General features: G+C 51.6%; 12 protein-coding genes and 1 rRNA gene. 7 read left to right on the top strand and 6 right to left on the bottom strand.

The annotated features are described in order from the left end of the window. Positions 1 to 10: 10 nt before the first annotated feature. A 5S ribosomal RNA gene (rrf, locus tag K5Y30_RS23205) occupies positions 11 to 126 on the top strand. A 75-nt stretch (positions 127 to 201) separates the two neighbouring features. Here rrf and mobB read toward each other — a convergent pair. After that, positions 202 to 705 carry a molybdopterin-guanine dinucleotide biosynthesis protein MobB gene (gene mobB, locus K5Y30_RS23200; RefSeq protein ID WP_222213556.1) on the bottom strand — a complete coding sequence of 168 codons (504 nt, stop codon included), beginning with the start codon at positions 703 to 705 and terminating at the stop codon, positions 202 to 204. Further along, positions 702 to 1,277 carry a molybdenum cofactor guanylyltransferase MobA gene (mobA, locus tag K5Y30_RS23195; protein ID WP_101760726.1) on the bottom strand — a complete coding sequence of 192 codons (576 nt, stop codon included), beginning with the start codon at positions 1,275 to 1,277 and terminating at the stop codon, positions 702 to 704. Before mobA ends, mobB begins: the two co-directional genes overlap by 4 nt. Positions 1,278 to 1,349: 72 nt before the next feature. Between mobA and K5Y30_RS23190 the strand changes: the two genes are divergently transcribed. The 4 genes from K5Y30_RS23190 (at position 1,350) to polA (ending at position 6,474) form a co-directional block, all read left to right on the top strand. Next, entirely contained in the window at positions 1,350 to 1,625 is a 276-nt protein-coding gene (locus K5Y30_RS23190; protein WP_101760725.1) for a YihD family protein, read from the top strand. Between the two features lie 46 nt (positions 1,626 to 1,671). Further along, entirely contained in the window at positions 1,672 to 2,658 is a 987-nt protein-coding gene (locus K5Y30_RS23185; RefSeq protein WP_110868417.1) for a serine/threonine protein kinase, read from the top strand. Positions 2,659 to 2,684: 26 nt separating this feature from the next. After that, positions 2,685 to 3,314: a thiol:disulfide interchange protein DsbA gene (gene dsbA / locus K5Y30_RS23180; RefSeq protein WP_101760723.1), complete on the top strand. Its 630-nt coding sequence runs from the start codon at positions 2,685 to 2,687 to the stop codon at positions 3,312 to 3,314. 367 nt (positions 3,315 to 3,681) lie between these two features. Beyond that, positions 3,682 to 6,474, top strand: coding sequence for a DNA polymerase I (gene polA, locus K5Y30_RS23175; protein ID WP_222213555.1), 2,793 nt, complete (start codon positions 3,682 to 3,684; stop codon positions 6,472 to 6,474). A gap of 395 nt (positions 6,475 to 6,869) precedes the next feature. Here the strand turns inward: polA and yihA are convergent, their stop codons facing one another. After that, positions 6,870 to 7,511: a ribosome biogenesis GTP-binding protein YihA/YsxC gene (yihA, locus tag K5Y30_RS23170; RefSeq protein ID WP_101760721.1), complete on the bottom strand. Its 642-nt coding sequence runs from the start codon at positions 7,509 to 7,511 to the stop codon at positions 6,870 to 6,872. A gap of 555 nt (positions 7,512 to 8,066) precedes the next feature. Between yihA and yihI the strand changes: the two genes are divergently transcribed. Beyond that, positions 8,067 to 8,588 (top strand): Der GTPase-activating protein YihI, encoded by a 522-nt coding sequence (gene yihI / locus K5Y30_RS23165; protein WP_222186123.1) that lies wholly within the window; start codon positions 8,067 to 8,069, stop codon positions 8,586 to 8,588. 236 nt (positions 8,589 to 8,824) lie between these two features. Further along, positions 8,825 to 10,198, top strand: a complete 1,374-nt coding sequence (hemN, locus tag K5Y30_RS23160; protein ID WP_222186122.1) for an oxygen-independent coproporphyrinogen III oxidase — start codon at positions 8,825 to 8,827, stop codon at positions 10,196 to 10,198. Between the two features lie 51 nt (positions 10,199 to 10,249). Here the strand turns inward: hemN and glnG are convergent, their stop codons facing one another. The 3 genes from glnG to glnA all read right to left on the bottom strand — a co-directional run bounded on the left by glnG (position 10,250) and on the right by glnA (position 14,312). Next, the gene (glnG, locus tag K5Y30_RS23155; protein ID WP_008109800.1) at positions 10,250 to 11,659 is read right to left on the bottom strand and encodes a nitrogen regulation protein NR(I); all 1,410 of its coding nucleotides are present in this window, start codon (positions 11,657 to 11,659) and stop codon (positions 10,250 to 10,252) included. A 7-nt stretch (positions 11,660 to 11,666) separates the two neighbouring features. Further along, positions 11,667 to 12,716, bottom strand: coding sequence for a nitrogen regulation protein NR(II) (gene glnL / locus K5Y30_RS23150; protein WP_008109798.1), 1,050 nt, complete (start codon positions 12,714 to 12,716; stop codon positions 11,667 to 11,669). 186 nt (positions 12,717 to 12,902) lie between these two features. Further along, entirely contained in the window at positions 12,903 to 14,312 is a 1,410-nt protein-coding gene (glnA, locus tag K5Y30_RS23145; protein WP_007885243.1) for a glutamate--ammonia ligase, read from the bottom strand. Positions 14,313 to 14,493 lie beyond the last annotated feature (181 nt).

The raw sequence follows: 14,493 nt of genomic DNA, 5'->3' as shown, positions 1-14,493 counted from the left end.
AAAGAATTTGCCTGGCGGCTTTAGCGCGGTGGTCCCACCTGACCCCATGCCGAACTCAGAAGTGAAACGCCGTAGCGCCGATGGTAGTGTGGGGTCTCCCCATGCGAGAGTAGGGAACTGCCAGGCACCAGACAGTGAAGAAGCCCCGGACGAAAGTCCGGGGCTTTTTTACGTCTGAATGTTAGCCAAAAACTGGCTATTTCAACGCTTTTTAAGCCACTGAAAAATAAAATCGGCAACCTGCTTTGGCTGATTAATATCCAACATGGGCAAATTCAGTTTCATATCCTCATCAGTAGCGACGGCAATCACATACTGATCCAGCAAATCCTTAATCTCACCTTTAACGCCACGCCGCCAAAGTGCAATTTTAGGGACCTGCTCATCTTTGAAGCCCTCGACCAGCACCAAATCCAACGTTGAGCTATCCATCTGTGATGCTAATTGCATTAGGCTTAAAGGCTTATTAGGTGATTCAACCATCAATGCCCAGCGCTGATTACTGGCGACAATCACCTGATCCGCCCCAGCTTTACGCAGCAAATAACTGTCTTTCCCCGGCGTATCGATATCCATCTGATGATGTGTGTGCTTAATTAAGCCTGATCGAATCCCCTGAGTTTTGAGAAGTGGAATGACTTGCTCAAGCAAAGTGGTTTTTCCTGTCCCGCTCCATGCGGAAATCGCCAGTAAGCGCCCACTCATAAATACTTTTCCTCATTCATGAGATCGTCTGGCGTATTGATATTGCGGAACGCAGATTCTGGGTCTGAAAACGCAATAGCATGCCCGCCATGCTCATGTAAGAACTGCATTAAACGTCGCTCGCCGCGCAGTAGCCAGGTTTCAAGATCGTCAGCCAATGCACAATTGACCAGCGCTAAAGCTGGATGATCACGCTGGGAGGATTTCACCCACACAGCGGGCGCATCATTACGCTGTTGCCACAGACGCGCGACAAAGTCATTGGGGATCCATGGCGTATCACAAGCGCAGAAAGCGACCCATTCGTTTTTACTGCTGCGTAAACCACTGAGCATGCCAGCCAGCGGTCCGGGATAATCGGGCAATGTATCGATAACCACCTGACAACCGCTTGCCTGATAGCGATCAATGTTACGGTTAGCGCTTATCAACACAATATTGACCTGCGGCCGGAATCGCCGCAAAACGTGCTGATAAAGGTGTTCACCCTGTAACATCAATAACCCCTTATCCTGGCCTCCCATACGACTGCCTTGGCCACCCGCGAGGATCACGCCGGTAAATGCTGTCATATTCGTCTCCTTGCTTCATTCTGGACGATACTTACTTAGCGGCAGCGTACCATCTGCATAAAGGAATCAATGATGAAATATCACCGACTCAATGAACTGCTCGAGCTTCTGCAACCCGCATGGCAGAAGGATGCCGATCTCAACTTGCTGGCATTTTTGCAAAAACTGGCGCAGGAATCTGGTTTCAGTGGCCCATTAAGTGAATTAACCGATGATGTATTGATTTACCATCTCAAAATGCGTGACACAGATAGCCAGAGTGCCATTCCCGGCCTGAAAAAGGATTATGAAGTGGACTTCAAAACCGCGCTATTACGTGCACGCGGTGTGATTAAGGATGATGAGTAATGTTATCCTTGCGCATTAATCGCAAAGGTAACACACAGGCAAAAAGATGAGCGAAGCCGCCTTTAATTTCCAGACGTTGAATCCCGATGTCATCCTTGATGCACTTTGGGATGCGGGTCTGCGTGTCGAATCAGGCTTAACCGCCCTCAATAGCTATGAAAACCGCGTCTATCAGTTCAGCGACGATGATAAACGCCGTTATGTGGCTAAGTTTTATCGTCCGCAGCGCTGGAGCGCACAACAGATCCTTGAAGAGCATCAGTTCACTCAGGATTTATTAGAGGATGAAGTGCCGGTTGCCGCGCCGCTCGTTCTGCAGGGCAGCACGTTGAATCATCATGCTGGCTTCATGTACGCGGTCTTCCCCAGTTTAGGCGGACGGCAGTATGAAACCGATAACGAGGATCAGATGGAATGGGTTGGCCGCTTTTTGGGGCGCATCCATCAAACCGCAAAGCTAAGTCTGTTTCAGCAGCGACCCACTTTCGGCCTTGAAGAGTATATTTTTCAACCGCGTCGGGAGCTGGAACAAAGCGCATTAGTACCGGCTTCAGTCAAAGACTTACTGCTTGCTGCCGTTGATAAGCTCAGCGCGACGCTGCAGCAGCGCTGGCATAGCCATTGGCAGCCGTTAAGGTTGCACGGCGATTGCCATCCCGGCAATATTCTGTGGCGTGAAGGCCCGATGTTTGTCGATCTTGACGATGCCCGTAACGGGCCAGCAGTGCAGGATTTGTGGATGCTGGTTAATGGCGATCGTCAGGAACAGTTGATTCAATGGGACATTCTGCTGGAAGCCTATAATGAATTCGGTGATTTTGATTTACATGAATTGTCACTGATTGAACCTTTACGCGCTATGCGCATGGTTTATTATTTGGCCTGGGTAGTACGCCGCTGGCAGGATCCCGCTTTTCCGCGCGCCTTCCCCTGGATGACAGATGAGGATTTTTGGCGCCGGCAGATTGCATTATTTATCGAGCAGGAAAGGCTGTTACACGAACCGCCGTTGCAGCTTAGCCCGCAATATTAATGAAGTACTCAGGAGATTGTTTCACGATGAAAAAGATCATGTTTGCGCTGGTAGGTTTAATGCTGGCATTTGGCGCCTCGGCGGCACAGTTCAACGATGGTAAGCAGTTCGTTACTTTGCCAAAGCCAGTGGCGGGTGAGCCGCAGGTTCTGGAGTTCTTCTCCTTCTTCTGCCCACATTGCTACCAGTTCGAACGCGTTTATCACGTGAGCGAGGCAGTGAAAAAGAACCTGCCGGCGGACACGAAAGTGACCAAATACCACGTTGATTTCCTTGGTGGTCAATTCGGTCCGGTTGTCACTCAGGCATGGGCTGTTGCCATGGCGCTAGGCGTAGAAAGCAAAGTTACTGCACCGATTTTCGACGGTATTCAGAAAACCCAAACCGTTACCGATGCAGCAAGCCTGAAAGAGACTTTTATTAAAGCGGCGGGTATCTCTTCAGAAGATTACGATGCAGCGTGGAATAGCTTCGCAGTAAAAGCGCTGGTTGCGCAGCAGCAGAAAGCAGCAGCAGACGTCAATCTGCAAGGTGTGCCAGCGATCTTCGTTAACGGCAAATATATGGTTAACAACGGCGGCCTGGATACCAGCTCAATGGACAACTTCGTTGCTGATTACGCCAATGTAGTGAAGTTCCTGGTAGAAAAGAAGTAATTTAGTTTTTAGAACGCCGGCACTGCCGGCGTTTTTTATTGCCTTTATTCTCTTATTTATGCGATGTATTTACTAACCCTTCGCTTAATATCCACATGGACGATCGTCTTTTCATTAGGGCGAGCAAGATCACGATAAGTATTTAACTTGCTGATATAAATGTATTTTTAATATTAAAGTAATTGCAATTAACGTAAATAACAATACGTTATGATTTTTACGCACAAACTTATCCACAGTTTGATCCTTGCGATCTGTGCCGCGTAACGACGAAAAAGATCCTGACTTCCCCGAGTGCATTCAACATTCTCCTCTGGTTGTGGCATCCTTATAGCCCTCATTATCGCAACGAAGAAAATACGAACCTATGGCGCAAATTGCAGAAAATCCCCTGATTCTGGTCGACGGCTCATCTTATCTGTACCGTGCATATCATGCCTTTCCGCCGCTAACGAACAGTGCAGGCGAGCCAACTGGCGCCATGTATGGTGTGCTCAACATGTTGAAAAGCCTGTTGATGCAGTATCAGCCAAGCCATGTGGCTGTGGTCTTCGATGCGAAAGGCAAAACCTTCCGTGATGAGCTTTTTGAACACTACAAATCGCACCGTCCGCCGATGCCAGACGATCTGCGTGCGCAGATTGAGCCGCTGCATGAAATGGTGAAGGCGATGGGCCTGCCGCTGTTGGCGGTATCTGGCGTTGAGGCGGATGATGTTATCGGTACGCTGGCGCTAGAGGCGGAAAAACTCGGCCGTCCGGTGTTGATCAGCACCGGCGATAAAGATATGGCGCAGTTAGTGACGCCTGCGATTACCTTGATCAACACCATGACGAATACCGTGCTCGGTCCGGAAGAGGTCGAGCAGAAATATGGCGTGCCGCCAGCACTGATTATCGATTTCCTCGCCATGATGGGCGACAGCTCCGATAACATTCCAGGCGTGCCGGGAGTCGGTGAGAAAACCGCGCAGGCGTTGCTGCAAGGCTTGGGCGGTATGCAGTCAATCTATGACAATCTCGATAAAGTGGCCGATCTCTCGTTCCGCGGTGCGAAAACCATGGCGGCGAAGCTGGAGCAAAATCGCGACGTCGCGTTCCTGTCTTATCAGCTGGCAACCATCAAAACCGACGTTGAGTTGGATCTGACCTGCGATCAGCTTGTCGTCAATGAACCCAATGTCGAAGCGCTGCAAACCTTGTTTAGCCGTTATGAATTCAAGCGCTGGATCACCGATTTGCAGGATGGTTCATGGCTGCAACAAGGTAAGAAGAGCAACGCGCAGGCTAAGAAATTGCAGCTCAGCGAACCTGCTGCGCCCGTTGCCGAAGCGACCAGCGTGCTCTCTGCGGATGGCTACGTCACTATCCTCGATGAAGCGACATTTGCCGAATGGCTTAAAAAACTGAAAAGCGCCGAGCTCTTCGCTTTCGATCTTGAGACCGACTCGCTGGATACCTTAAGCGCCAATATTGTCGGCATTGGTTTTGCCGTCGCGCCGGGCGAAGCAGCTTATCTGCCGGTTGCCCATGATTATCTGGATGCGCCAGATCAGCTGGATCGCAGCGAAGTGCTGAAGCAGCTAAAACCGCTGCTGGAAGATGGCAACGCGGCGAAGGTTGGGCAGAATCTCAAATACGATCGCGGCGTGCTGAAGAATTACGACATTGAACTGAACGGCATCAAATTCGACACCATGCTGGAGTCTTATTGCCTGAACAGCGTGGGCGGAAAACACGATATGGATAGTCTGGCCGCGCGCTGGCTAAACCATAAAACGGTGACTTTCGAAGAGATCGCGGGTAAAGGTAAAAATCAGCTCACTTTTAATCAGATTGCTATCGAACAAGCGGGCCACTACGCGGCGGAAGATGCCGATGTCACGCTGCAATTGCATCTGAAAATGTGGGAGAAACTGGAGCCGGAAGCGGGGCCGAAACAGGTATTTGAAGAGATCGAAATGCCGTTGTTGAAGGTGATATCGCGGATTGAGCGCAACGGCGTGCTGATTGACCAGAATATCCTGGCGAAACACTCGCAGGAGCTGACCACGCGTGTGGCCGAGCTGGAGCTGAAGGCGCACGAGCTGGCAGGCGAACCGTTTAACCTCTCTTCACCTAAACAGCTGCAAACCATTTTGTTTGAAAAGCAGGGTATTAAACCGACCAAGAAAACGCCGGGCGGCGCGCCGTCGACCAGCGAAGAAGTGCTGGCTGAACTGGCTCTCGATTATCCACTGCCTAAAGTAATTCTGGAACATCGTGGTTTATCAAAGTTGAAATCGACTTACACCGATAAGCTGCCACTGATGATCAATCCGCTTACCGGCCGCGTACATACATCCTATCATCAGGCGGTAACGGCGACGGGACGACTCTCGTCTACCGATCCTAACCTGCAGAATATCCCGGTGCGCAACGAAGAAGGGCGCCGAATCCGCCAGGCGTTTGTCGCCGGATCGGGCAATCGTATTGTCGCCGCGGACTACTCACAGATTGAACTGCGTATCATGGCGCATCTGTCGCAAGACAAAGGCCTGCTGGATGCGTTTGCCCAGGGCGAAGATATCCACCGTGCCACCGCATCAGAAGTGTTTGGTGTGGCGTTAAGCAAAGTTTCAGGTGAGCAGCGTCGCAGTGCCAAGGCGATCAACTTTGGTCTGATCTACGGAATGAGCGCGTTTGGTCTTTCCCGCCAGCTCAATATCGGTGCGGGTGAGGCGAAGAAATACATGGATCTCTACTTTGAACGCTATCCGGGCGTGCTGCGTTATATGGAAGAGACGCGCGCGAAGGCAGCAGAGAAAGGCTATGTAGAAACGCTCGATGGTCGTCGTTTGTGGCTGCCTGATATCACCTCCAGCAATGCGATTCGTCGTAAAGCGGCGGAGCGAGCGGCGATTAATGCCCCAATGCAAGGCACGGCAGCAGACATCATCAAACGCGCGATGATTGCGGTGGATGGCTGGCTGTTGGAGCAAAAAGACGATGCCGTGCGCATGATTATGCAGGTACACGATGAACTGGTGTTTGAGATCCGCAGCGATGCAGTGGATAGCGCCATTAAGACCATCCGTGATCTGATGGAGAACAGCATGAAGCTGGATGTGCCGCTGCAGGTGGAAGTAGGCACCGGCGATAACTGGGATGAGGCACACTGATCATGCTGATTCAGCGGTATTTGCGTGCCGCTGGCATCATCATAAGAAAAAAGTTTACTTAATCGGTTCAGCAACCTCACAAAGCGGTCTATTAAATGCGCGTTTTGTAACTGCCTATCGTCTAAGCATTTTTTTAGTAATTAAACTACATCGAACGCGTGAAAGTGTGATGAGCTTAGTAAAAAAGATGTCGAATCCTGAAACTTAACAACAAAAAACCCTTTGTAGGGCGCTGAAAATCAGGTAGAGTTTGTCGCGTAGGGTACAGAGGTAAGATGTTCTATATTTCAGACCTTTTACTTCACGTAATCGGATTTGGCTGAATATTTAGCCGCCCCAGTCATTTATGACTGGGGCGTTTTTTATTGGGCTTTTTCTCAAAAGCCGCAACAAAATCACTCTGCTGTTTCTTCGCCGTCGCCTTCTTGCGCTGGCTCTAGTTCGCTAAACCAGCTGTCCAGCTTCTTACGCACAATATCAACGCCCATCTTCTTCAGCGACGAGAACATTTCCACCTGCACATCACCGTTAAAGGCCAGCGACGCTTCGCGCACCATCGTCAGCTGTGCTTTACGTGCGCCGGATGCCAGTTTGTCGGCTTTGGTCAGTAAGACCAGCACGGGAATCTGGCTCTGCACGGCCCATTCAATCATGTTCTGATCGAGGTCTTTCAGCGGATGGCGAATATCCATCAATACCACCAGACCCTTCAGCGCCTGACGTTTTTGCAAATATTCCGCCAGCGAGCGCTGCCATTTGCGCTTCATCTCTTCCGGAACCTGGGCATAGCCATAACCGGGTAAATCGACCAGACATTTACCTTCAACCACTTCAAACAGGTTAATCAGCTGAGTACGACCTGGCGTTTTACTGGTACGGGCCAGACCTTTTTGGTTAGTGATGGTGTTCAGCGCGCTGGATTTACCTGCATTCGAGCGCCCGGCAAAAGCAACTTCAATACCCACATCCGCCGGTAAGTGGCGAATATCGGGGGCGCTGAGCATGAAATGGGTCATGTGATAGTTCAAAGCAGACAAAGTGAAACTCCAGCAAAATGAATCGGGCAATTGGGCTGATTATACCTGTAATGGCGCAAAAGTGCCCGATAGCGTCCAAATGCGCCATTTTGTAAGAGATCTATGATTTTTACTGCCAGCGATTACCGCTTCATTGAATATTAACAATCCATTTAGATGTTATATTTCAATGATTTGAAATGAATTTAGGAAATGCCACTCTAAAATAGAGACAAGTCTCACTTGTTCATTTTACCTATTAGTCTACATTTGTTGTCAGTGCACGGCAGCACCCATCAGGATGATGAGCTCAGGAGTGTCGGGGATGACCAAGAGCATGGCGGGAAGCGATTCAGGCAGGAATCGAACAAGGACAGGGATTAATCGCAGGAGCGATGTGGCGATGGAGCAACCGGGACGTTGTGAGCCGTAAAGGATTTATTCAGTGTTTCCTTCATATGAAGGTGCGATAAAAGGCGATAGCATAGGCTATCGCCTTTTTTCTTTGCTTACTTTCTGCTAGATTTCGCCGCAATTCTATACTGAACTCACAAAGCACCGCCGAGACCGGACACCATGAAGCAACCTGCATCAGCCCCGCGTGGCAAACCTGCTGCGAAAGCCAAACGCAAATCGCGTGAAGACCTTAATCAGGAAGCGCGCGATCGCAAACGCGATAAAAAACATAGCGGCCATAAATCTGGCAGCCGCGCCAATCCTGAAACGCAAGCCGCTGGCAAAGGTCAGGGTAAAAAAGCTCAGGATCCACGCCTGGGCAGCAAAAAGCCGATCGCATTAGTTGCTGATGGTAAAACCCAGCCGGCAAAAAAGCCTGAAGCGAAACCAAAGCCAAAAGCAGAAAAAGTTCGCCTGACGCCGCAAGACGAGCTGGCGAAGCTGGAAAATGACGAACGTCTGGATACGCTGCTGGATCGCCTGGAAAACGGTGAAACCTTGAGTGGCGAAGATCAGGCCTGGCTGGATCAAACCTTAGACCGCATCGATGAGCTGATGGAAACGCTGGGCATCGCGCTGGATGACGAAGCGGAAGATGAGCAGGCTGAAGAAGATATGATGCGCCTGCTAAAAGGTAATTAAGGCAAATTTTGATCGGCATGCGTTTTCGCGCATGCCGCGCTAAACAGGTATTCACCTATGTTTTGGCCTGGATCAATTTTCGCGCTGCTGCTGACATGTTATCTGCTCTGGTTATTGTTTAAACTACGCCGCCTGTCGCGTCTTAAGTCGCGTTTACGTCGGCGTTCAGCCCATCGCTTCGTCCACTCTTCAGCTACGCGACCCTCTCTCAGACGACGTCACCGTAAGGAGTGAGCATGTCATCGCAGCAGATTGATTGGGATCAGCGCCTCATCGAAAAATACAACTACGCTGGCCCACGTTATACCTCTTATCCCACCGCGCTCGAATTCAGTGAGAAATTTGGTGAGGCAGATTTTCAGCAAGCCGTGCAACGCTATCCCGATCGTCCGTTATCGCTGTATGTGCACATCCCGTTTTGCCATCGGCTTTGTTATTTTTGTGGCTGCAATAAAATCGTGACGCGCCAGCTGCATAAAGCCGATCGCTACCTTGATGTGCTGGAGCAGGAAATCCGTCAGCGTGCGCCCTTCTTTGCGGGCCGCTGCGTCACTCAATTGCACTGGGGTGGTGGCACGCCGACATTCCTCAACCAGCAGCAGGTGAGCCGGCTGGTGGCGCTGCTACGCGAGCATTTTACGATTGCCGATGACGTCGAAATGTCGATCGAGGTTGATCCACGTGAAATCAAACTGGAGATGATCGATCATCTGCGCGCGGAAGGTTTTAATCGGCTGAGCATGGGTGTGCAGGACTTTAATAAAGCGGTACAGGAGCGCGTGAATCGCGTGCAGGATGAAGAAACCATCTTCGCTCTGGTGCAGCGTGCGCGTGAGCAAGGCTTCCGTTCGGTCAGCCTTGATCTGATTTATGGCTTACCGCTGCAAACGCCGGAAAGCTTCGCCTTCACCTTACAGCGCGTTATTGCACTCAATCCCGATCGCCTCAGCGTCTTCAACTATGCTCACATGCCTACGCTGTTCGCTGCGCAGCGCAAAATTAAAGATGAGGAGCTGCCAGGCGCAGCACAGAAACTGCAGATCCTGCAGGAAACCATCGCCACCTTAACCGGCGAAGGTTATCAGTTTATCGGCATGGATCACTTCGCGCGTCCGGATGATGAACTGGCGGTCGCACAACGCGCCGGCGAACTGCATCGTAATTTTCAGGGTTACACCACACAGGGCGAAACCGATTTGCTCGGCTTGGGCGTGTCGGCCATCAGCATGCTGGGTGACAGCTATGCGCAAAATCACAAAGAGTTGAAAGACTATTACGCAGAGATCGAGCAGCGCGGCAATGCGCTGTGGCGCGGGCTTACGTTGAGTGACGATGATTGTTTGCGCCGTGATGTGATTAAAGCCTTAATCTGCAACTTCGCACTGGATTTTGCCGCGATAGAGGCGCAGTACTCGGTTGAGTTTGAACACTATTTTGCCGAGGATTTAGCGCTGTTAGCGCCGCTGGTGACAGATGGATTGGTGGAGCAGCGCGGTCGCAGCCTGCACGTTACCGGCATCGGTCGGTTGCTGATTCGTAACATCTGTATGTGCTTCGATGTATATATGCGCCAAAAGGTGCGCATGCAGCAGTTCTCACGAGTGATATAAAAAAACGGGGAGCCTATTCGCTCCCCGGTTTCAAAACGCAAAACGTGCGCGTTATTCCATCCCCAGCTCTTTCAACTTACGCGTCAGGGTATTGCGTCCCCAGCCGAGCAAGCGTGCCGCTTCCTGTTTGTGCCCTTGTGTATGACGCAGCGCGGTGGTGAGCAGCGTGCGCTCCATCTCCGGCTGTGCTTCCGACAACAGGTTTTGATGACCGGAACGCAAGGCGCGATCTGCCCACTGCGCCAGCAGAGTAGCCCAGCTGTCCGGCAACGATTGCACCGGATTGTCTGGCGTGCTGGATTCAAACAGTTCAGGCGGCAGATCCTGAATCAACACTTCCTGGCCAGCTGCCATCACCGTCAACCAGCGACAGGTGTTTTCCAGCTGGCGCACGTTACCGGACCAATGCAGACGCGTCAGCGCGGTTTCGGTTTCCGGATGCAGAATCTTCGCTTCCACCCCTAACTCACGTGCAGCAACCTGCAGGAAGTAACGCGCCAGGCGCGGAATATCTTCGCGTCGTTCACGCAGCGGCGGCAGATGAACACGAATCACGTTAAGACGATGGAACAAGTCTTCACGGAATTTGCCTTCCTGCACGCGCAGCTCAAGATTCTGGTGGGTTGCCGCGATGATACGCACATCCACTTTCACCGGCGCATAACCGCCAACGCGATAAAACTGGCCATCGGCCAATACGCGTAATAAGCGGGTCTGCACATCAAGCGGCATATCACCAATTTCATCAAGGAACAGCGTGCCGCCATCGGCCTGCTCAAAACGTCCCTGACGAATCTGGTTGGCACCGGTGAACGCGCCTTTCTCGTGACCAAACAGCTCTGATTCAATCAAATCTTTGGGAATCGCCGCCATGTTGAGCGCGATAAAAGGAGATTTCGCGCGTGGACTGTGGCGATGCAGCGCATGTGCCACCAACTCTTTACCGGTACCGGATTCACCATTGATCAGCACGCTAATTGAGGAGCGTGAAAGACGACCAATGATGCGGAACACATCCTGCATTGCCGGCGCTTCGCCGATAATGTCGGTGGTTGGGCCGCTGACGGGCTGATTACGCGGCTGCTGCTGCTCCTGATAATGGCTAATCGCACGTTCAACCAGTGCGACCGCTTCATCAATATCAAACGGCTTTGGCAGGTAATCAAACGCACCTTGCTGATAAGCGCTGACGGCGGCATCCAGATCGGAGTGCGCGGTCATAATGATCACCGGAAGCATCGGATGGCGCTGCTTAATCTGTTTCAGCAGCGCAAGTCCATCCATGCCAGGCATACGAATGTCTGACAATAATACGTCTGGGGTTTTGCTTGCGAGCGCGTCCAATACCTCGTTAGCGCTGTCAAAGGTTGCACAGCTCAAACCGGCTCCAGTGAGTGCCCTTTCAAGCACCCAGCGGATGGAGCTATCGTCATCGACGATCCAGACTATCCCTCGTTGCATAGAAACCTCACTGGCGAATAGGCAGGTAGACCGAGAATTCGGTGTGACCTGGCCAACTGTTAAATTCTATTTTTCCTGAATGCTGATCGATCAGGCTACGGGCGATGGACAGACCTAAACCGGTGCCGCCTTCGCGTCCGCTAACCATCGGATAGAACAGGGTATCTTGTAGCTGGGCCGGAATGCCTGGGCCGTCATCTTCAATATCAATACGCGCGACTAAGCGGTAACGCGTGCCGTGCAGCGTGAGCTGGAAGGCGGTACGCGTACGAATCACAATGGTGCCGCCTTCATCGCCCAATGCCTGCAGCGCGTTTCGCACCACATTCAACAGCACTTGTTCAATCTGGTCGGGATCGTGCGGCAGTTCCGGCAGGCTTGGGTCGTAATCGCGCACCAGCGAGACGTTATCCGGCAGCTCCATTGATACCAGATTCACCACGCGCTCGGCGACCTGATGAATGCTTTGCGTTACGTGCAAGCCCGGCTGTTGCGGGCCAAGCAGACGATCAACCAGATTACGCAGGCGGTCGGCTTGCTCAATGATGATGCGCGTATATTCATGCAGGGAAGGATCGGGTAACGCGCGAGTCAGTAGCTGCGCGGCGCCACGTAATCCTCCCAGCGGGTTTTTAATCTCATGCGCCAGACCGCGCACTAAATCGCGGGCAGCGACCTGCTGAGCATGCTGAATTTGTTCCTGGCTAAGACGACGTTGATTATCCATCGGCGCCATTTCCAGTAGAATAAAGCCATCCGGTAAGCGCTGTGCCGTGAGCGACATAATGTGCGCGCGGCCATCGACCACTAGCGTGACTTCGCTATCGGTAAAGCCCTGGCCAGCTCCGAGACTCTCGCTCATCACCTCAATATTCAGCGAAAAATAGCCGGTTAATTCCGGTAATGGCGTGCCGAACAATTTACGTGAGCTTTGCGCCAGTAATTGCTGAGCCGCCGGATTGGCGTAATGGATAACTAAATCGTTATCGACCAGCAAAATACTGTTGATCAGGGAGTTGAGAATCTGCCCCGCGTCGGGCAGCGTGCCAGTTGCCATACAGCGTTCCTCTGCACTAATTTAGTGCATTATAGCCTTTCAGGACGGAAATCTGTGCTTCGAACCATGAATGCGCGGAGAAAAAAGCCCATCCGGAGATGGGCTAAAGTTTCCACGGCAATTAAAAATCTTTCAGGCTGTTCACGCAGCAAAAGAGTGCGTGAACAGGGATCTGAAATTTTTAAATTAAACGCTGTAGTACAGTTCGAACTCAACTGGGTGCGGAGTCATACGCACGCGGTCAACTTCTGGCTTACGCAGTTCGATGTACGCATCGATAGCGTCATCAGTGAACACGCCGCCACGGGTCAGGAACTCGCGGTCTTCGTTCAGTGCGTTCAGTGCTTCTTCCAGAGAACCTGCAACTTTTGGAATCTCAGCTTCTTCTTCCGGTGGCAGGTCATACAGGTTTTTGTCCATCGCATCGCCAGGGTGGATCTTGTTGATAACACCATCAAGACCGGCCATCAGCAGCGCGGTGAATGCCAGGTATGGGTTAGCCGCTGGATCCGGGAAGCGTGCTTCGATACGACGTGCTTTCGGGCTGGCAACCACTGGGATACGGATAGAAGCAGAACGGTTACGGGCAGAGTAAGCCAGCATAACTGGCGCTTCGTAGCCTGGGACCAGACGCTTGTAAGAGTTGGTGGTTGGGTTCGCCAGGGCGTTGATCGCTTTAGCGTGCTTGATGATACCGCCGATGTAGAACAGAGCAGTTTCAGACAGGCCGCCGTACTTGTCGCCAGAGAACAGGTTCACGCCGCCTTTTGACAGAGACATGTGGCAGTGCATACCAGAACCGTTATCGCCGAACATTGGCTTAGGCATAAAGGTTGCCGTTTTGCCGTACGCGTGAGCAACGTTGTGCACCACGTATTTGTAGATCTGAATTTCGTCAGCTTTTTTGGTCATGGTGTTGAAGCGGGTTGCCACTTCGTTCTGACCAGCTGTGGCTACTTCGTGGTGATGTGCTTCAACCACCAGACCCATCTGCTCCATGGTCAGACACATGGCAGAACGGATGTCCTGTGCTGAGTCAACCGGTGGCACTGGGAAGTAACCGCCTTTCAGACCTGGACGGTGACCTTTGTTACCGCCTTCGTACTCTTTACCGGTGTTCCAGGCTGCTTCGATATCGTCGATAGCCACGTGTGAACCTGAAGTAGAAGAACCGAAACGGATGTCATCGAACAGGAAGAACTCTGGCTCTGGTCCAAACAGCACGGTATCCGCGATGCCTGAAGAACGCAGGAACTCTTCTGCACGCTTAGCAATGGAGCGTGGGTCACGGTCGTAGCCCTGCAGTGTACCTGGCTCAAGGATGTCGCAACGGATGATCAGGGTCGAGTCTTCGAAGAACGGATCCATGACTGCAGTGGTTGCATCCGGCATCAGCACCATGTCTGATTCGTTAATGCCTTTCCAGCCACCGATGGAGGAGCCATCGAACATTTTGCCTTCTTCGAAGAAGTCAGCGTTAACCTGGTGAGCAGGGATAGTAACGTGCTGTTCTTTACCTTTGGTATCGGTAAAACGCAGGTCAACAAACTTAACTTCATGCTCGTTCATCATCGAGAGAACGTGTTCAGCGGACATACTCAACTCTCCTGGAAATGGTCATTATCGTCATGGTGAGAGAACTTCGTTGCCGGGAATGTGTCACGACTGCTGACCACTCCTAACCAAAGATCTCGGCAAGCTCTTTCAACCGTTTTATAACTGTCGTTTTCGCTTAAAATATATAAAGCGAATTCTGTGCCAACTTTATGACAATGGC

The organism is Pantoea sp. DY-5, assembly GCF_019795955.1.
In the GTDB taxonomy this organism is placed as follows: Bacteria; Pseudomonadota; Gammaproteobacteria; order Enterobacterales; family Enterobacteriaceae; genus Pantoea; species Pantoea leporis.
The sequence above is the reverse complement of the archived record's forward strand: the minus strand, read 5'-3'. Positions and strand labels throughout refer to the sequence as shown.